Source organism: Tessaracoccus palaemonis, from assembly GCF_019316905.1.
GTDB lineage: Bacteria > Actinomycetota > Actinomycetes > Propionibacteriales > Propionibacteriaceae > Arachnia > Arachnia palaemonis.
In genome coordinates, this window is the sequence record NZ_CP079216.1 from 1,178,438 (window position 1) to 1,196,638 (window position 18,201).

At 71.5% G+C, this 18,201-nt stretch carries 17 protein-coding genes; 14 read left to right on the forward strand and 3 right to left on the reverse strand.

Annotated features, from left to right (window positions below; translation table 11 throughout):
* Positions 1-35: 35 nt before the first annotated feature.
* From KDB89_RS05270 to pheT, 3 genes are read left to right on the forward strand one after another with little or no spacing between them, the layout of a single operon-like run.
* Complete coding sequence (locus KDB89_RS05270; RefSeq protein WP_219084209.1) at positions 36-824, forward strand: TrmH family RNA methyltransferase; 789 nt, start codon at positions 36-38, stop codon at positions 822-824.
* Positions 811-1,923, forward strand: a complete 1,113-nt coding sequence (gene pheS, locus KDB89_RS05275) for a phenylalanine--tRNA ligase subunit alpha (protein ID WP_219083803.1) — start codon at positions 811-813, stop codon at positions 1,921-1,923. The genes KDB89_RS05270 and pheS overlap by 14 nt, the downstream gene beginning before the upstream one ends.
* Positions 1,920-4,409 carry a phenylalanine--tRNA ligase subunit beta gene (gene pheT, locus KDB89_RS05280; RefSeq protein ID WP_219083804.1) on the forward strand — a complete coding sequence of 830 codons (2,490 nt, stop codon included), beginning with the start codon at positions 1,920-1,922 and terminating at the stop codon, positions 4,407-4,409. The genes pheS and pheT overlap by 4 nt, the downstream gene beginning before the upstream one ends.
* Positions 4,410-4,469: 60 nt before the next feature.
* Here the strand turns inward: pheT and KDB89_RS05285 are convergent, their stop codons facing one another.
* On the reverse strand, positions 4,470-5,273 hold the full coding sequence (locus tag KDB89_RS05285) for a rhomboid family intramembrane serine protease (protein WP_219083805.1): 804 nt from the start codon (positions 5,271-5,273) through the stop codon (positions 4,470-4,472).
* A 53-nt stretch (positions 5,274-5,326) separates the two neighbouring features.
* On the opposite strand from KDB89_RS05285, the gene KDB89_RS05290 reads away from it, so the two are divergent.
* Both KDB89_RS05290 and KDB89_RS05295 read left to right on the forward strand, forming a co-directional pair.
* Positions 5,327-6,268: a PfkB family carbohydrate kinase gene (locus KDB89_RS05290; RefSeq protein ID WP_219083806.1), complete on the forward strand. Its 942-nt coding sequence runs from the start codon at positions 5,327-5,329 to the stop codon at positions 6,266-6,268.
* Entirely contained in the window at positions 6,261-6,803 is a 543-nt protein-coding gene (locus KDB89_RS05295) for a cysteine hydrolase family protein (RefSeq protein WP_219083807.1), read from the forward strand. The genes KDB89_RS05290 and KDB89_RS05295 overlap by 8 nt, the downstream gene beginning before the upstream one ends.
* Positions 6,804-6,918: 115 nt before the next feature.
* Here KDB89_RS05295 and KDB89_RS05300 read toward each other — a convergent pair whose 3' ends face one another.
* Positions 6,919-7,530 carry a hypothetical protein gene (locus KDB89_RS05300; RefSeq protein WP_219083808.1) on the reverse strand — a complete coding sequence of 204 codons (612 nt, stop codon included), beginning with the start codon at positions 7,528-7,530 and terminating at the stop codon, positions 6,919-6,921.
* A gap of 42 nt (positions 7,531-7,572) precedes the next feature.
* On the opposite strand from KDB89_RS05300, the gene KDB89_RS05305 reads away from it, so the two are divergent.
* Entirely contained in the window at positions 7,573-8,658 is a 1,086-nt protein-coding gene (locus KDB89_RS05305; protein ID WP_219083809.1) for a GNAT family N-acetyltransferase, read from the forward strand.
* Positions 8,645-9,205 (forward strand): TetR family transcriptional regulator, encoded by a 561-nt coding sequence (locus KDB89_RS05310; protein ID WP_219083810.1) that lies wholly within the window; start codon positions 8,645-8,647, stop codon positions 9,203-9,205. The genes KDB89_RS05305 and KDB89_RS05310 overlap by 14 nt, the downstream gene beginning before the upstream one ends.
* Here the strand turns inward: KDB89_RS05310 and KDB89_RS05315 are convergent.
* Positions 9,177-10,079, reverse strand: a complete 903-nt coding sequence (locus tag KDB89_RS05315) for a hypothetical protein (RefSeq protein WP_219083811.1) — start codon at positions 10,077-10,079, stop codon at positions 9,177-9,179. The genes KDB89_RS05310 and KDB89_RS05315 overlap by 29 nt on opposite strands.
* Before the next feature lie 84 nt (positions 10,080-10,163).
* On the opposite strand from KDB89_RS05315, the gene argC reads away from it, so the two are divergent.
* From argC to tyrS, 7 genes are all read left to right on the forward strand, one after another.
* Complete coding sequence (argC, locus tag KDB89_RS05320; RefSeq protein ID WP_219083812.1) at positions 10,164-11,195, forward strand: N-acetyl-gamma-glutamyl-phosphate reductase; 1,032 nt, start codon at positions 10,164-10,166, stop codon at positions 11,193-11,195.
* On the forward strand, positions 11,192-12,343 hold the full coding sequence (gene argJ / locus KDB89_RS05325; RefSeq protein ID WP_219083813.1) for a bifunctional glutamate N-acetyltransferase/amino-acid acetyltransferase ArgJ: 1,152 nt from the start codon (positions 11,192-11,194) through the stop codon (positions 12,341-12,343). The genes argC and argJ overlap by 4 nt, the downstream gene beginning before the upstream one ends.
* Complete coding sequence (argB, locus tag KDB89_RS05330) at positions 12,340-13,248, forward strand: acetylglutamate kinase (RefSeq protein WP_219083814.1); 909 nt, start codon at positions 12,340-12,342, stop codon at positions 13,246-13,248. The genes argJ and argB overlap by 4 nt, the downstream gene beginning before the upstream one ends.
* Positions 13,245-14,417 (forward strand): acetylornithine transaminase, encoded by a 1,173-nt coding sequence (locus tag KDB89_RS05335; RefSeq protein ID WP_219083815.1) that lies wholly within the window; start codon positions 13,245-13,247, stop codon positions 14,415-14,417. Before argB ends, KDB89_RS05335 begins: the two co-directional genes overlap by 4 nt.
* A complete protein-coding gene (locus KDB89_RS05340) occupies positions 14,410-14,904 on the forward strand; it encodes an arginine repressor (protein ID WP_219083816.1) in 495 nt (164 codons plus the stop codon). Before KDB89_RS05335 ends, KDB89_RS05340 begins: the two co-directional genes overlap by 8 nt.
* The gene (argH, locus tag KDB89_RS05345; protein WP_219083817.1) at positions 14,901-16,316 is read left to right on the forward strand and encodes an argininosuccinate lyase; all 1,416 of its coding nucleotides are present in this window, start codon (positions 14,901-14,903) and stop codon (positions 16,314-16,316) included. The genes KDB89_RS05340 and argH overlap by 4 nt, the downstream gene beginning before the upstream one ends.
* A 62-nt stretch (positions 16,317-16,378) precedes the next feature.
* The gene (gene tyrS, locus KDB89_RS05350; protein WP_219083818.1) at positions 16,379-17,632 is read left to right on the forward strand and encodes a tyrosine--tRNA ligase; all 1,254 of its coding nucleotides are present in this window, start codon (positions 16,379-16,381) and stop codon (positions 17,630-17,632) included.
* Positions 17,633-18,201 lie beyond the last annotated feature (569 nt).

Sequence of the window (18,201 nt, forward strand, 5' to 3'; positions counted from 1 at the left end):
GTCCAGTGACTCACGAACCGAACGCCGCGCCAGGCATGCCCGCCTCGGTGCTGCGTTCGGTTCGTCGTCTGACCCAGCGCAGGGGCCGGGACCTCACCGGCACCTTCCTGGCGGAGGGCCGGCAGGCAGTGCGCGAGGCGCTCGCGGCCAAGGGCCTCGTCCAGGAGCTGATCGTCGACGACGTGGACAAGCACGCGGACCTCATCGAGGGGACCGACGTGCCGATCTGGCATGCCACCGTCGCCCAGATGCGGCAGCTCAGCGACACCGTCACGCCGCAGGGCATCATCGCCGTGTGTCGGCAGCTGGAGTTCGGCTGGGAGGACATCGCCGACGCCCGGCTCGTCGTGATCTGCGCGCAGGTGCGGGACCCGGGCAACGCCGGCACGGTGATCCGGTGCGCCGACGCGTTCGGGGCCGACGGCGTGATCCTCACGACCGGCTCCGTCGAGATCTACAACCCCAAGACCGTCCGCTCCACGGTCGGGAGCCTCTTCCACATGCCGATCCTCACAGGCGTGCCGCTCACCGACGCCGTCGCCCGGGTCAAGGCCCAGGGCATGACCGTGCTCGCCGCCGACGGTGAGGGCGACGCCCTCGACCTCAAGGCGGCCGCGGGCGAGCTGAGCGGCCCGATCGCCTGGATCATGGGCAACGAGGCGTGGGGCCTGCCCGAGGAGGACGCGCGCCTGGCCGACGAGGTCGTGGCCGTCCCGATGTGGGGGCAGGCCGAGAGCCTGAACCTTTCCAGCGCCGCAGCGGTGTGCCTGTACGCCACCGCCTCGGCGCAACGACGCGAAGGAGGGTCCCATGTCAGGGCCTAACGACAACTTCGATCCCAAGCAGGTCGCCGCACTCGACCCGTCGGCGATCGACGGCTACGTGGCAGCAGCACTCGCGGCGGTCGAGGCCGCGACAGACTCCGCCCAGCTGAAGCAGGCGCGTCTCGACCACGCGGGCGACGCGTCCCCGCTCGCTCTGGCGAACCGGGAGATCGGTGCGCTGCCTCCGCAGGCCCGCAAGGAGGCCGGCCAGCGCGTCGGCAAGGCCCGCGGCGAGGTCTCCCGCGCCGTCGCTGCCCGCCAGGCGGAGTTGAGCGCGGCCGAGGAGGCCGCGGCTCTGGTAGCCGAGCGCATCGACATGACGCTGCCCGTCGACGTCGCGCCCCAGGGGGCGCTGCACCCCGTCACCACGCTCATCGACGAGATGATCGACGTGTTCGTCGCGATGGGCTACCAGGTCGCCGACGGCCCCCAGCTCGAGGCCGAGTGGTACAACTTCGACGCCCTCAATCTCGCCCCCGACCACCCGGCCCGCGCCCTGCAGGACACCCTCTGGGTCGATCCGCCGTCGGCCGGCCGGCTGCTGCGCACGCAGACGTCGCCGGTGCAGGCCCGCGCGCTGCTGACGCGTGGCGTCCCGCTGTACGTCATCAGCCCCGGCAAGGTGTTCCGCGCCGACGAGTACGACGCGACGCACCTGCCCGTGTTCCACCAGTTGGAGGGTCTCGTCGTCGACAAGGGCATCTCCATGGCGGACCTGCGCGGCACGCTCGACCACCTCGCGCAGGCGATGTTCGGCGACGACGTGATCACGCGCATGCGCCCGCACTACTTCCCGTTCACCGAGCCGTCCGGTGAGGTCGACCTGCGCTGCTTCGTGTGCCACGGAGACTCCGTCGGCAACCCCGACCGCCCGTGCCGCACCTGCCGGTCCGAGGGCTGGATCGAGTGGGGCGGCTGCGGCATCGTCAACCCGCGCGTGCTCGCCGCCTGCGGCATCGACCCCGACGTGTACTCCGGCTTCGCGTTCGGCATGGGCGTCGACCGCACCGTCATGTTCCGCACCGGCGCCCCCGACCTGCGTGACTTCGTCGAGGGCGACATCCGATTCAGCCGTTCCATCCTGGGAGGAGCCCGATGAAGGCCCCTATCTCCTGGCTGCGTGACCTCGTCGCGCTGCCCTCCGACGTCACGACCGCGCACCTGGCCGAGCAGTTCATCAAGGTCGGCCTCACCGTCGAGCACATCGAGCAGCTCGGCTCCCCGGTCACCGGTCCGCTGACCGTCGGCCGCGTACTCAGCTTCGTCGACGAGCCGCAGAAGAACGGCAAGGTCATCCGCTACTGCCGCGTCGACGTCGCCCAGCTGAACGACGAGGCCACCGACGAGTTCCCGGCCAGCCGCGGCATCGTGTGCGGCGCCAGCAACTTCGAGGTCGGCGACCTCGTGGTCGTCGCGCTGCCCGGCACCGTGCTGCCCGGCGACTTCGCCATCGCCGCCCGCAAGACCTACGGCCACGTCTCCGACGGCATGATGTGCGCCGTCGACGAGCTGGGCCTGGGGGAGGACCACAGCGGCATCATCGTGCTTCCCGCCGACTCCGCGGAGCCCGGCGCCGACGCGATCGACCTGCTGTGGACGGCCGACGAGGTCCTCGACATCGACGTGACCCCCGACCTTTCCTACTGCCTCTCCATGCGCGGCCTGGCCCGCGAGGCAGCCATCGCGAACCAGGTCAGCTACGAGGACCGGTACCGCACGCGGCTGCCCGAGCCCGTCGAGGGCGGGCACCCGATCGTGCTGGACTCCGACCGCTGTTCCTCCTTCGTCGCGCTGACCATCGACGAGATCGACCCGTCGCAGCCGTCCCCGGACTGGATGGTGGCCCGGCTGCGGGCCTCCGGAGTCCGCTCCATCTCGCTCGCCGTCGACGTCACCAACTACGTGATGCTCGAGTCCGGGCAACCGCTGCACGCGTACGACGCCGCGAAGCTGGCCGGCCCGATCCGTGTCCGTCTCGCCGAGGCGGGGGAGAAGCTGCGCACACTCGACGGCCAGGACCGCGACCTCGACGCGGACGACCTCCTCATCACCGACGACTCCGGCCCGATCGGGCTGGCCGGCGTGATGGGCGGGGAGACCACCGAGGTGTCGGACTCCACCACGACCATCGTCCTGGAGGCCGCGAGCTTCGCGTCCTCCTCGGTCTCGCGGACCTTCCGTCGCCACGGCCTGCCGTCCGAGGCATCCAAGCGCTTCGAGCGCGGCGTCGACCCGCAGCTGCCCTACGCGGCCGCGAAGCGCGCGGCGAAGCTGCTCGCCGCCCACGGCGGCGGCCGCGTCACCGCCGAGACGGTCGTCGGCGGCGCCCCCGAGGCGCACCACATCAAGCTGCGCTCCGGGCTCATCCCCGCCATCCTCGGCGCCCCCGTCGAGCAGGAGCGCGTGCTCAAGCTCCTGCGCGCCTCCGGCGTTGAGGCCACCGCGCTGGGCGACTCCCTGACCGTCACCGCGCCCAGCTGGCGCGGCGACCTCATCGATCCGTACGACGTCGTCGAGGAGGTCGGCCGGCACGTCGGGTACGACGCCATCGGCCGCCGCCTCCCCGCGCCCGCCGAGTCCGCAGGGCTCGACCCGGCGATCCGCGACCGCCGCGCCGCGCTGCGGGCCGTGGCCGACCTCGGCTTCACCGAGGTGCTGACGCTGCCCTTCGCGTCCACGGCCGAGCTGGACCAGCTCGGACTCGGCGCCGAGGACGGTCGCCGCGCGCTGGTCAAGCTCGCCAACCCGCTCTCCGAGACCCACGGGTACCTGCGCAGCACCCTGCTGCCGGGCCTGTTCGCCGCGGTGGCGCGCAACACGTCCCGGTCCCTGACCGACCTTGCCCTGTTCGAGCAGGGACGGGTGTTCATCGATGGCTCCGAGCCCGCGGCCCCGCGCCCCGGCGTCACCCACCGGCCCACCGACGAGGAGCTCGCCGCGCTCGACGCGGCGCTGCCCGCGCAGCCCCACCACCTTGCCGCCGTCGTGACCGGCCAGTGGCGCGCCGCCGGCTGGCAGGGCCCGGCAGTTCCCGCGGACTGGACGCACGTCGTCGCGTTCGCCGAGCGGGCCGCCGTGGCGGTCGGCGTCACCGCGGAACGCCGCAACGCCGAGGAGGCCCCGTGGCACCCCGGCCGGTGCGCGGAGCTCAGCATCGACGGTGTCGCCATCGGGTACGCAGGCGAGCTGCATCCCGCCGTCGTCAAGGCCTACCGGCTGCCGGAGCGCACCTGCGCGGTCGAACTCGACCTCGACGCGCTGCTCGCCGCGGCCCGCCACGGCGGGAGTATCGGCACGCTGCACAGCTTCCCGCTGGCCAAGGAGGATGTCGCGTTGATCGTCGACGAGTCCGTCGCATCGGCCGACGTCGCGGCCGCCCTCACCGAGGGTGCCGGCGAGCTGCTGGAGTCCGTGTCGCTGTTCGACGTCTACACCGGCGACCAGGTGGGCGATGGCCGCAAGTCCCTCGCGTTTGCCCTGCGTTTCCGCGGGGACAGGACGCTGACCGACAAGGATGCCGCAGAGGCCCGCCAGCGCGCGGTCGCGGTCGCCGTCGAGAGATTCGCCGCCGTCCAGCGCGCCTGACGCCACACAGCACGAGACCCCGGCCGCGATGGCCGGGGTCTCGTGCTGTCCGCGTCGGTGTCAGTGGCGACGCTCGCGCAGCTTCAGCAGCTCGGCGCGCTCGGACTTGGACAGCGCATGGATGCCCTGCGCGTTGATCTTGTCCAGCAGCTCGTCCATCCGCTCGTCGTCGCTGAGCCGCCGGTTGTGGGCCCGCTGCTGCGCCCGCGACGGGCGGTGCGCCTTCGCCTGCCTGGGCCGCGAGGAGCCCGCCCCGGGGATCCAGCTGTAGGACTCGAGCAGGCCGAGCGCGCGTGCCACGATCGCCACGAGGATCAGGGACAGCAGGAGGTTCACCAGCATGGGCCACATGCGGTAGCCGATGTACTGCAGCACCTGCAGGCCCACGATCACGGCGCCGAAGACCCAGGCCGGGATGTTGAAGAAGAAGCGGCGCGTCGGGTACTCCGCGATCCAGACCAGGAGGATGACGAACTCGACCATCTGCAGGCCGGCCGCGTAGGCGCCGGTCAGCAGGAAGCCGGTCACGGACGTGGCGAGCGTGAGCGCCAGCCAGATTCCCCCGTACAGCCAGGCCATCTTGACCTTGCCGAGGCGGGACTCGAGGTCGCGGCCGAAGTACCACAGCAGGACGAGGTTCAGGATGCTCCACAGCGAGATCCCGTCGGCCAGCGGCCAGGTGAAGACCCGCCAGACCTGGCCGGAGGACAACAGCTGCGGCGCGTACAGCAGGTAGTTCGGCAGGCTGGTGTTGAACACCCAGGCAAGCATGCCGACGGCACCGAGCAGCACCACCGCGATCGTGGAGGTGACCTGCAGTCGGCCGATGCGGAACCAGGTGTCTTCTGTCGCGTAAGGACTCACCTCTCTAGCGTGCCAGAGAGGCGCAAGTCCGCGCATCGCCTAGGGTGCACCTCATGCCCCGTGTCATCCACACCGGTCAGGCCCTCGTCGATGCCACCGCCACCGTCCCCGCGCTGCCGGAGCGCGGCCAGAACGTGATGGGCGAGCGGTGGAGCCGGTCCGCGGGCGGGGCCGTCAACATCCTCGCGGCGGCCGCCCGATCCGGAGCGGCGTGCGTGCACGCCGGGGCGATCGGGACGGGTCCGAACGGCGACCTCGTGCGCGCCGCTCTGGCGGCGGAGGGCGTCATCTGGTCCGCAGATCCTGTGGAGGAGCTCGATACCGCCCTGTGCGTCGTGCTGGTCGAGCCGACGGGGGAGCGGACGTTCGTCACGCTGCAGGGCGCGGAGCGGAGGCTCACCGTCGAGGCACTGACGTCTGCGCGCCCTCGCCCCGATGACCTGGTGTGCGTCACGGGCTACACGCTCGCGGTCGACTCGACGCGCGACCCTCTGCTCACCTGGCTCCCATCGCTGCCGACGGGGGCTCCGGTCGTGCTCGACCCGGGGGCCGCGTTCGCCGGCCTCCCGGCTGTGATCCGCGACGAGATGCTGTCGGCGACCAGCGTGTGGACGTCGAACCTCGAGGAGGCGCGGGCGCTGGTCGGCGACCTCGACATGGCAGCCGCCGCGGCCGCGATGTCCGGACTCCTGCCGGACGGGTCCGTCAGCATCGTGCGCGACGGGCCGGCCGGCTGCGCCGTACACGCCGGCGGCGTGGTCACCAGCGTGCCCGGCTACCCGCGCAGCCCCGTCGACACGAACGGCGCCGGCGACGCCCACACGGGCGTGCTGCTGGCGGAGCGCGCGGCGGGCACAGGCTGGGTCGAGGCATGCCGGCGCGCGAACATCGCCGGGGCGATCACCGTGACGCGGCTGGGACCGGCCACCTGCCCGACGCGCGCCGAGATCGACGCGTTCGACGCCGCCCTGCTGCAACACTCTGCGCATGACTGACAACGCCTGGCTCGTGGTGATCGACGGGCAGCGGATCTTCGCGGACCCGGCGAGCGAGTGGGGTTCGCCCCTGTGGCCTGGGGCACTCGAGGTGATCTCCACGCTGCTGCCGCGGTTCCCCGGTCGCACGCTGCTGACCCGCTGGGTGCCGCCCGCACCGGAGAAGAGGGTCGGGTCGTGGCGCGACTACATGTCGGCCTGGCCGTTCGCCGACCGTGCCTCCGACGACCCCTACCTCGCGCTGGTCGACGAGCTCGCCACCGTCGACGCGGCCGTCGTGGACGCCCCGACGTTCGGCAAGTGGGAGGCGCTGGCCCCGCTGGTCGGCGAGGCCCCGGACCTCGTGGTCGTCGGGGTGGCGACCGACTGCTGCGTGATCTCGACGGTGCTCCCGGCAGCCGACGCGGGTGCGCGCATCACGGTGGTCACGGACGGCTGCGCGGGCTCGACGCCGGAGAACCAGGCGGCCGCTCTGCAGGTGATGGGGCTGTTCCCGCCGCAGGTGCGCCTGTGCACCGCGGCCGAACTGGGCTGAAGGCCGGACCGCGGAACGCCTCTCGGCGTGTGGCCGCTCGAGGCGGCAAATAGTGGAGCCCGGGGTTACCGCGGCCCGGCGATGCCCACTCTACCGTTGCTGCCAAACGCGTGGGTCAATCCAGCCGATCCGCGCGCCACAGGCGGGCGGCCTCGGCCAGCTCCTGAGACATCTTCGCCAGCCCGGTTGCCAGCCGCGTCTCAGACTCGGAGTCCGCTGAATCGGAGCCGGCCAACTCGTTCGAGCCGACCGCCAGCACGCGGGCGAAGCCCGAGGCCCTGTCGAGGGCGACGTCGAAGTCGCCGCTGAAGGCGCCGCGCAGGATCTCGGTGGCCAGGTCGACGACCTCCTCGGGGGTGGGCATATTGCCGGCGCCGGCCAGCGCCTGGCCGACGGTGTCGAGCATCAGGCCGCTGCGGAAGCGGTACCCGGCCCCGGCGGGGTTGTCGGCGACCGTGAAGCGCAGCAGATAGAGGCGCCACAGCGCGCCGGGGAGGGTGTCGGCCTCCGCTCCTGACCACAGCTCCGCCACGTCGTCGATCCCGTGCTCGTCGGCGTACGCGATCACGGCCTCGACCAGCTGAGGATCGGAGGATCCGCGCACCCGACTCAGCAACGCGTGCGCAGTGTCGTGTGCGAGGGCCGTCACGTCGGCCGGGTCGCCGGACCCGCTGAGAACCTCGATCACGTCGCCGGGACGCCTGACTGGCTTGTGGTAGCTGCCCATGCTCCGATCCTATGCCGAGGGTCGCGAAGTAGGGTGGGGCCCGTGGAGATCACGCGCCTGCCTCGCCCGACGGACCCCGCGGGCCCCGACTTCGCGCCCTTCGAGCTGGACGCCCGGCTGTGGGACGAGGTCCTCGCCGAGACGGCCGGTGACGCCGACCTCGGCCAGTCGGCGCTGCGGCGGTGGGCCGAGTGCGATCCCAACCCGCACACCAGCACCCACTGGTTCGGGGCGTCGGTCGACTCGCGCCTGGTCGGGGTCGCGACGCTGGATCTGCCGCAGCAGGACAACCGGCGCATCGCGTACGTGTCGGTGGCCGTCGAGCACGACAGCAGGGGTCGCGGCATCGGCGGCGCGCTGCTGGAGGCCGCGCTCGAGACCGCGCAGGCCGACGGCCGCACGAACTTCCAGGCCTGGACCTGGGAGACGCGCCGGGACCCGGCCGAGGGGGGCCTCAGCGCGCGCGACGGGGACGGCGTCATCGACCCGGCCTCCCCGCGCGCCGGGTTCCTGCTCGCCCACGGATTCCGCCTCGCCCAGGTCGAGACCATGTCCCGGCTCATGCTGCCCGACCGCAACCGGCTGCTCGGCATGCTGGGCGATGCGGCGGACGCGGCCGGCGACGACTACGAACTGGTGAGCTGGGTCGGAGCGACTCCGCCCGGCCACCTGGACGACGTCGCCCGCCTCATGGAGGCCATGAGCACCGACGTTCCGACGGGGGAGGCGGAGCTGGAGGCCGAGGCCTACGACGCGGCGCGCGTGCGGCTGGCCGACGCCCGGCTCGACCTCGCCGGTGCCACGCAGATCGTCACCGCCGCCCGGCACCGTCGCACGGGAGCCCTGGTCGGCTTCACACGGCTGATCCACGACCCGGCCCGCCCCGAGGTCGGCGACCAGTGGGACACGCTCGTGGTGGGGCCGCACCGCGGCCACGGCCTCGGGCTGTGGATGAAGTGCCGCAACCTCATCGAGCTCAGCGACGCCCGGCCTGCGGCCCGCCGGGTCGTGACGGGTAACGCGTCGGAGAACGCCCACATGCTCGCCATCAACACGCGACTCGGATTCGTGCCCGTGGCGGCCTCAGGCTGGTTCGAGCGGCGGGAGCCGACCGATGGCGCTCAGTAGGGCGGCGATCACGGGGGCCGGACTCGAGATCCTCGACACCTACGGCCTCGGCGACCTGAGCATGCGGCGCGTCGCGGACACGCTCGGCGTCCAGGCCGGGGCGCTGTACTACCACGTCCCCAACAAGCAGAGCCTGCTCGCGGCCCTCGCGGACGAGGTGCTCGACGCCGTGGACGTCCCCGAGGCGGGGCTGCCCCTCGAGGAATGGCTCGTCGCGTGGGCCTCGGCGCTGAGAGCTGCGCTACTGGCCCGTCGCGACGGCGCGGAGCTGGTCGCCTCCTCACTCGCGCTGGGGCTGGGCGGCATCGACCCGACGGTGCCGGCCGTCGACAGGCTGGCCGAGGCCGGCGTGGCGATGCCGGGGCCGACAGCCCGGGCGCTGCTGCACCTCGTCCTGGGTCAGGCGGTCACGGAGCAGACGCAGTCGCAGATGCACGCCCTCGGGGTGCTGACGAGCTTCGACGCCCGACGTGCGGAGCAGGACTTCGCCTGCGGCGTCGGCATCTTCGTCGACGGGGTCAGCTCGCGGGCGCCCGTCGCCCGATGACGGACACCACGATCAGCGCGACCAGCGCGAAGGCGGCCACGCCCAGGGATCCGTAGGTCACGGGGAACAGCCATGCCGACAGCGACGTCAGCGCCCCGTCGGCGAGCGACCCGACGAGAGCGGCAGCGAGCGTCGAGCCGGACGGCAACGGGATGAACTCCATCCCCCATGCGGCCAGGGTCGTGGCGGCCGCCGTGAGCAGGGAGGCGATGAGCAGGCAGACCCAGCGCGCCCGGCGGGTGCCGACAGCCAGGCCGACCAGCGCGAGCACCGCGCCCGCCGCATAGAACCAGCGCCACTGCGCGCTGACCTCCAGCGCCTGCGTCGCGCCGTCGAGTTGGGAGGCGTCGGGGCGGCCCAGCGGCACGCGCACCTCGTCGGTCCAGTCCATCTCCGTGATGAAGACCTCCACGCGCTGGTCGTTCGTGAGCGCCCCGAGCTTGGCGGCCAGCACGTCGACGAAGGGCGTGAGGTCGAACCACAGCGTGGGGGTCTGGCTGGGGTCGTCGGCGTACGCGTCGAGCTCCGAGACGATGCCCGCGCGCGTCGTGTCGATCGAGGTCACCCACGCCTGGTCGATGCCCTCGTCGGCCAGCGTGGCCTCGACGGCCTGGCCGATCAGGGTCTCCAGGTGTGCCGCGATTCCGGGCACCGCGGCGCTGATGGTGGGGATCTTGTCTGTCGCGACGCGGGTCAGCGTCGACGACAGGGCGGCCTGCACCCCCGCGTCCCGGGACACAGGGCCGACGATCTCCTGCAGCGGGCCGGAGGTTCTCGCGGCGTTGTCGGCCCACTGGGCGACCGACCCGGTCAGCACGGACAGCCCGGCCGCCACGAGCAGCAGGAACGACAGGATCGATCGCAGGACGGCCACGGCGCCTCCTCGGAGTAGAAGTCTGATGGAATCGTACCGGCCCGCCTGTTGAATATCTATCGATTGCGTGGAATACTCACGCCCATGACCTACTCAGTCGCAGTGGCAGGCTGCACCGGCTACGCGGGGGGCGAGCTCCTGCGGCTCCTCCTTGCCCATCCCGACGTGAGCATCGGTGCGCTGACCGGGAACTCCAGCGTCGGCGATCTGCTCGGCCAGCATCAGCCGCACCTCGCGCCGCTCGCCGACCGCGTCGTGCAGGAGACGAGCGCCCAGGTGCTCGCCGGGCACGACGTCGTGTTCCTCGCGCTGCCGCACGGCACCTCTGCGGCGATTGCCGAGCAGCTGGGCGACGATGTCGTCGTCATCGACGCGGGCGCGGACTTCCGGCTGAACGACGCCACGCAGTGGAAGAAGTTCTACGGAACGCCCCACGCGGGCACCTGGCCCTACGGGCTGCCCGAGCTCCCCGGTGCGCGCGAGGCGCTGGCCGGCAGCCGTCGCGTCGCCGTCCCCGGCTGCTATCCGACGGCGTGCACACTGGCACTGCTGCCCGCGGTCGCCGGCTCGCTCGTCGACCCGTCGCAGATCGTCATCGTCGCCGCCAGCGGCACCTCCGGCGCCGGCAAGTCCCTGAAGCCGAACCTGCTCGGCTCCGAGGTGATGGGCTCCATGAGCCCCTACGGCGTCGGCGGCGTCCACCGGCACACGCCCGAGATCACCCAGAACCTCGCAGGTGTCACCGACGAGCGGGTGGTCGTCAGCTTCACCCCGACCCTGGCGCCCATGCCGCGCGGCATCCTCGCGACCTGCTCCGCCCCCGTCGCGCCCGGCGTGACCACCGACGTGGCGCGCGCCACCTACGAGGCCTTCTACGCCGACGAGCCCTTCGTCGACCTGCTGGCCGAGGGCGTGTGGCCCCAGACGGCCTCGATCGTCGGCTCGAACCGCGTCATCGTCCAGGTGGTCGTCGACGAGACGGCCGGACGGCTCATCGCCATCAGCGCGATCGACAACCTGACGAAGGGCACCGCCGGCGGCGCGGTGCAGTCCATGAACCTTGCCCTCGGGCTCCCCGAGGGCACCGGCCTCAGCACGGTAGGAGTGGCCCCGTGAGCATCACCGCACCCCAGGGATTCGTCGCGGCCGGCGTCACGGCCGGCCTCAAGCCGAGCGGCCGCGCCGACGTCGCACTGGTCCGCAACCTCGGCCCGTCCATGTCGGCCGCCGCGGTCTTCACCAGCAACCGCGTCTTCGCCGCACCCGTGAAGTGGTCCCGGCAGGCCGTCGCGGACGGCCAGCTGCAGGCCGTCATCCTCAACTCCGGCGGCGCCAACGCCTGCACGGGGCCGGAGGGCTTCGCCGACTCGGCGGCCACGGCCTCGCGGGTCGCGGACCGACTCGGCCTCATCACGGACAACGTCGCGGTGTGCTCCACCGGCCTCATCGGCGTCCGTCTGCCCATGGACCTGCTGCTCGCAGGCGTCGACGACGCGGCCGCCAGCCTGGCTCCCGACGGCGGCCCCGACGCCGCCAGGGCCATCATGACCACCGACACCGTCCCGAAGGAGGCCGTGGCCGAGGGCGCCGGCTGGAGCATCGGCGGGATGGCCAAGGGCGCCGGCATGCTGGCCCCCGGGCTCGCGACCATGCTCGTGGTGCTGACGACCGATGCCGAGCTGCCCGCGGACGCTCTGCAGGGGGCGCTGCGGGAGGCCACCCGGCTGAGCTTCGACCGCGCCGACTCCGACGGGTGCATGTCCACCAACGACACGGTCATCCTGATGTCGTCTGGTGCCTCGGGCGTCACCCCCGGGGTGGCTGAGTTCACGGCATCCCTGACCGCGCTGTGCCAGGACCTCGCCCGCCATCTGATCGCCGACGCCGAGGGCGCTGCGCACGAGATCGCCATCGAGGTGACGGGGGCGGCGAGCGAACGCGACGCAGAGCTCGTCGGCCGCGAGATCGCGCGGTCGAACCTGTTCAAGTGCGCGATCTTTGGCGGCGACCCCAACTGGGGTCGCGTGCTGTCCGCCATCGGCGTCACCGACGCCGCCTTCGACGCCGACGACCTCGACGTCTCCTTCAACGGCGTCATGGTCTGCCGCGCCGGGCAGATCGGCGAACCGCGCGACCTGGTCGACCTCAGCGGCCGCCACGTCCGCGTCACCGTCGACCTGCACGCAGGCGACCGGAGCGCCACCATCCTCACCAACGACCTCACCTATGACTACGTCAAGGAGAACGCGGAGTACTCGACATGAGCCCGAAGACCCTGGTGCAGCGGCACCCTGAGCTCCTCACCAAGGCATCCACGCTCATCGAGGCGCTGCCCTGGCTCGCGCAGTACGCGGGGGAGACGGTCGTCATCAAGTACGGCGGCAACGCGATGATCGACGACGACCTCAAGCGGGCGTTCGCCGAGGACATCGTCTTCCTCAAGCGCGTCGGCGTGAAGCCCGTCGTCGTGCACGGCGGTGGGCCGCAGATCACCGAGATGCTCGACAGGCTCGGCATCGTCTCGGAGTTCCGCGGCGGGCTGCGCGTCACGACCCCGGAGGCGATGGACGTCGTGCGGATGGTGCTCGTCGGCCAGGTCGGCCGCGAGCTCGTCAACCTGATCAACCAGCACGGCAACTTCGCCGTCGGCATGTCGGGCGAGGACGGCGGACTGTTCAGCGCCACCCGGCGCGGGCTGCAGGTCGGCGACGAGGAGATCGACCTGGGGCTGGTCGGTGACGTCGACGCGGTGGACCCGAGCTCGCTGATCGACCTGATCGACGCAGGGCGCATTCCCGTCGTCGCGACGGTCGCACCCGACAAGCAGGGCAACGCGCTCAACATCAACGGCGACACCTCGGCGGCGGCGCTCGCCGTGGCGCTCGGGGCGAAGCGGCTCGTGATGCTGACGAACGTTGCGGGGGTCTACGCGAACTGGCCCGACGAGGAGTCGATCATCACACAGATCGGCACCGACGAGGTCCGGGCGATGCTGCCGTCGCTCGATGCGGGCATGATCCCCAAGATGGAGGCCTGCCTGCGTGCGGTCGAGGGCGGCGTCACGTCCGCGACGGTGATCGACGGACGCGTCAAACACTGCCTGCTGCTCGAGATCTTCACGAACGAGGGCGTTGGCACCATGGTCACGAACGAGGAGCCGGGAGCATGACACAGGATCAGCTGATCCACCGCTACGACGCGGTCATGATGAACGCCTTCGGCGCGCCCAAGCGGGTCTTCGCCCGCGGCGAGGGAGTCCACGTCTGGGACGCCGACGGTCGCCGCTACACCGACCTGCTCTCCGGCATCGCGGTGCTCGCGCTCGGCCATGCCAACCCCGCGGTGACGCGGGCGATCACGGACCAGCTCCACCAGCTGGGCCACGTCTCGAACTTCTTCGCCAGCGAGCCGCAGGTGCGCCTCGCCGAGCGGCTCGCCGCGCTGACGGGCGCCGACGACACGCGCGTGTTCTTCGCGAACTCCGGAACGGAGGCGAACGAGGCGGCCTTCAAGATCACGAGGCTGACCGGGCGCACCCGGATCATCGCGATGGAGGGCTCCTTCCACGGCCGCACCATGGGGGCGCTGGCCCTGACCTCCTCCGAGAAGTACCGCGCGCCGTTCGAGCCGCTGCCCGGAGACGTGACCTTCGTGCCGTTCGGCGACGCCACGGCCTTGGCCGATGCCGTCGATGAGACCGTGGCCGCCGTCGTCCTCGAGACGGTGCAGGGGGAGAACGGCGTCGTGCCCGTGCCCGCCGGCTTCCTCGCGGAGGCGCGGCGGATCACCCGCGAGGCGGGCGCGCTGCTCTGGATCGACGAGGTCCAGACCGGCATGGGGCGCAGCGGTGAGTATCTCGCCCACCGGGCCGACGGCATCGTCGCGGATCTCGTGACGCTGGCCAAGGGGCTGGGCAACGGCTTCCCCATCGGGGCGTGCCTCGCCTCGGGGCCCGCGGCAGGGCTGATCACCCCCGGCCTCCACGGCACCACCTTCGGCGGCAACCCCGTCGCCGCTGCCGCTGGCAACGCCGTCCTCGACCAGCTCGAGGGGGGCGTGCTGGAGAACGCGCGCGCCGTCGGCGCCTGGCTGGCCGACGCGATCCGCGGGCTGGGCCACCCGAAGATCGCCGAGGTCCGGGGCCGCGGCCTGCTGCTCGGCGTCGTCCTGACCGAGGACATCGCCCCCCGGGTGGCAGACGCCGCGCTGGAGGCGGGCTGGATCATCAACGCACCGCGCCCCGGGGTGCTGCGCGTCGCCCCGCCCCTGATCTCGACGCGCGAGGACCTCGAGGGCTTCGTCGCCGTGCTGCCCGGACTGCTGGACGCCCATGGCTAACCCGACCCGCACCGGGCGCCTCGCGGTGCTGCGGCAACTCCTGCAGGAGGCGCGCTACACGTCGCAGGGGGAACTCATCGACGCGCTGGGCGAGCACGGCATCGTCGTCAGCCAGCCGACGCTGTCCAAGGACCTCCTCGAGCTCGGCGCCGTCAGGCAACGCGCCGTCGGCGGTGCCCTCGTGTACGCAGCGGCACTGGAGGAGGGGGAGGACGCCGTCCTCGAGAAGCTGGCCCGGCTGTGTGCCGAGCTGCTGCAGTCCATCCGGCACGCCGGAACCCAGATCCTCATCAAGACGCCGCCCGGGGCGGCGCAGTACTTCGCGTCGTACCTCGACCAGGCCTGCCTCCACGGCGTCCTCGGTACGATCGCAGGCGACGACACCCTCCTGGTGATCGCCACGGACGACGAGGCCGCAGAGTCGACGGTCGGACAGATCTCGGAGATGACCCGGACCGGAAGGCCGGCGGAGAGGGAGCAGTTGTGAGCACAGATCAGGGACGGCTCTGGGGCGGCCGGTTCGCCGGTGGGCCGAGCGACGCGATGTTCGCGCTGTCGAAATCGACGCAGTTCGACTGGCGGCTGGCGCTGCACGACATCGCCGGCTCGCGCGCGCACGCGAAGGCCCTGCGGGCGGCGGGCCTGCTGGACGACGGGCAGGCCGAGGCCATGGACGCGGGCCTGGCGGAGCTGGCCCGGCGGGTCGAGGCGGGCGAGTTCGTCGCGGCGGACTCCGACGAGGACGTACACGGGGCCCTGGAGCGCGGGCTCAAGGAGATCGTCGGACCGGAGCTGGGGGGCCGCATCCGCGCAGGCCGGTCCCGCAACGACCAGATCGCGACGCTCATCCGCAGCTACCTCCGCCACGAGATCCGACTCATCGCTCAGGACGTCGACGGCGTCATCGCGGCGCTGGCGGCGCAGGCGACGACGTACCTCGGCGCCGTGATGCCCGGGCGCACGCACCTGCAGTCGGCGCAGCCCATCCTGCTCAGCCACCACCTCCTCGCCCACGCCTGGCCCCTCGTGCGCGACATCGACCGGCTCCGCGACCTCGACAGGCGTCTCGCGGTCAGCCCCTACGGCTCCGCAGCGCTCGCCGGCACGTCGCTGGGGCTGGACCCGGAGCTCGTCGCGCGGGAGCTGGGCTTCGACTCGTCGGTCCCCAACTCCATCGACGGCACCGCTGCGCGCGACCTGACTGCGGAGGCGGCCTACGTCCTCGCGCAGATCGGCGTCGACCTGTCGCGGCTGAGCGAGGACGTGATCCTCTGGTGCACGGCGGAGTTCGGGTTCGCGACGCTGGACGACGCCTGGTCGACGGGGTCGTCGATCATGCCCCAGAAGAAGAACCCGGACGTCGCCGAGCTGGCGCGCGGCAAAGCCGGTCGACTCATCGGGAACCTGGCCGGGCTGCTGGCGACGTTCAAGGGGCTGCCGCTCGCCTACAACCGCGACCTGCAGGAGGACAAGGAGCCCATCTTCGACGGCTTGGACCAGCTGCACGTGCTGGTGCCCGCCGTCGCGGGGATGGTCGGGACGCTGACGTTCCACCCGGAGCGGATGGCGGAGGTCGCGCCGAAGGGCTTCTCGCTGGCGACCGATGTGGCGGACCACCTGGTCCGCTCCGGCGTCCCCTTCGCCGTCGCGCACGAGGTGGCCGGCGAGACCGTCCGGTACTGCGAGGCCGGTGGCATCACGCTGCAGGACCTGTCCAGGGAGGATCTGCCGAAGATCTCCGAACACCTGGACGAGGGCGTCCTCGACGTGCTCACGGTCGAGGGCTCCGTCGCCTCGCGCAACGGACGCGGCGGCACAGCCCCCGACCGCGTCAGGGACCAGCTCGGCGAACTGGACGCCGCGCGAGCGGAGCTCGGCGCCTGGGCGGCGACCGCCTGAGGTCACGGACAGCCGGGGTTCGAACAGGACCCCGGCTGCGTCATGTCCTAGGCTTGGGCCTCGTGAACGCAACTCTTGACGACCTTGCCTGGCGTGGGCTCATCGCCCACTCGACCGACCGCGACGCCCTGGCGGCGCACCTGGACGAGGGCCCCGTCAAGTTCTATGTGGGCTTCGACCCCACGGCGCAGAGCGTCCACACCGGAAACCTCGTCCAGCTCCTCCTCGCCCGCCGCCTCCAGCAGGCAGGCCACAGGCCCTTCATGCTCGTCGGCGGCGCCACCGGATTGATCGGCGACCCCAAGGAGGCGGGGGAGCGGGTGATGAACTCCGTTGACGTCGTGCACGGGTGGGTCGACAAGATCCGCGCCCAGGTCGAGCGGTTCGTCTCCTTCGAGGGTGACAACGCCGCCACGATGGTCAACAACTACGACTGGACGAGCCAGATGTCCGTGCTGGACTTCCTACGCGACGTCGGCAAGCACTTCCCGGTCAACCGCATGCTGGCGCGCGACGTCGTGGCCCGACGCCTCGAGTCCGGCATCTCCTACACGGAGTTCTCGTACGTGCTGCTGCAGTCGATGGACTACCGCGAGCTCAACAGGCGCCACGGCGTGACGCTGCAGACGGGCGGCTCCGACCAGTGGGGCAACCTCACGGCGGGAGTCGAGCTCATCCGCAGGAGCGACCAGGGCAAGGTGCACGCGATGGCGACGCCCCTTCTCACGAAGGCCGACGGCACCAAGTTCGGCAAGACGGAGTCCGGGACCGTGTGGCTCGACGAGAACCTGACGTCCGTGTATGCCTTCCACCAGTTCTTCCTGAACGCGGAGGACGCGAAGGTCATCGACTACCTGAAGGTCTTCTCCTTCCGTAGCAGGGAGGAGATCGAGACGCTCGAGCAGGCCACGATCGACGCTCCGTACAAGCGGGAGGCCCAGCGCGCCCTGGCCGACGACGTGACCGATCTGGTGCACGGCCGGGCGGAGCGGGAGGCAGCCGCCGCGGCCGCCCAGGCCCTGTTCGGCAGAGGAGAGCTCCAGGAGCTGTCCGCGCACACGCTCGACGGTGTGGTGCGTGAGGTCAAGGGTGCCGAGGTCGACGGCGACGTGACGATCGTCGACGCGCTCGTCGCCGCCGGCCTCGTGGACTCCAAGGGGGCGGCGCGTCGCGCAGTCGCCGAGGGAGGCGCCTACCTGAACAACGAGAAGGTGACCGACCCCGAACTCCTGCTGACGGGGGAGCTCCTGCTGCACGGTCGCTACGCGATCCTGCGGCGGGGACGCAAGACGGTGGGAGCCGTGGTTCGAGGCTGACCAGGCACCCCGGCAGGCGCGGCCGGCACCCCCCCGGGGAGCCGGCCGCGCGTGCATCACCCGTGAGTTGCGAACAGGCCAACGACCCCGTATAGTTCACCGAGCCCCGTTGGTGCACCGGACTGGAAACAGGACGGACCCGGGGTCACCATCCCAGACTCAACGTTGACCGGGCGAGTGTGCGTTCGCATGGAACCCACTTGGTCCGTCGGCAGAGCCTGGTCCCGTGAGGGAAGTGGTGGTCCGCCTCGGCGGACAGAACCGACAAATCAACAGCGCAATTACCCCGCAGGCCAATTTGACGGCCTAGGAAATAGGGGAGTAAAGTTCAACGGGTCGCAAACGCGACGTGAACGAATGGATCGGCCGGGAACGGTTGATCAGCTCCTTCGTATTCCGCCTGAATCGAGTTCCGCTCGATTTGACGGGGTGAATGTGAAAGAGTAAAGTCGGACAGGTCGCTACGGCGGCCGAAACAACTCGATACGATCTGGTTCGAAATGCTGGTTTGACAGTGTGGAGATTTGGGGAGTAGAGTTGGTGGAGTTGCCCCGGGGTTGATTCGGACA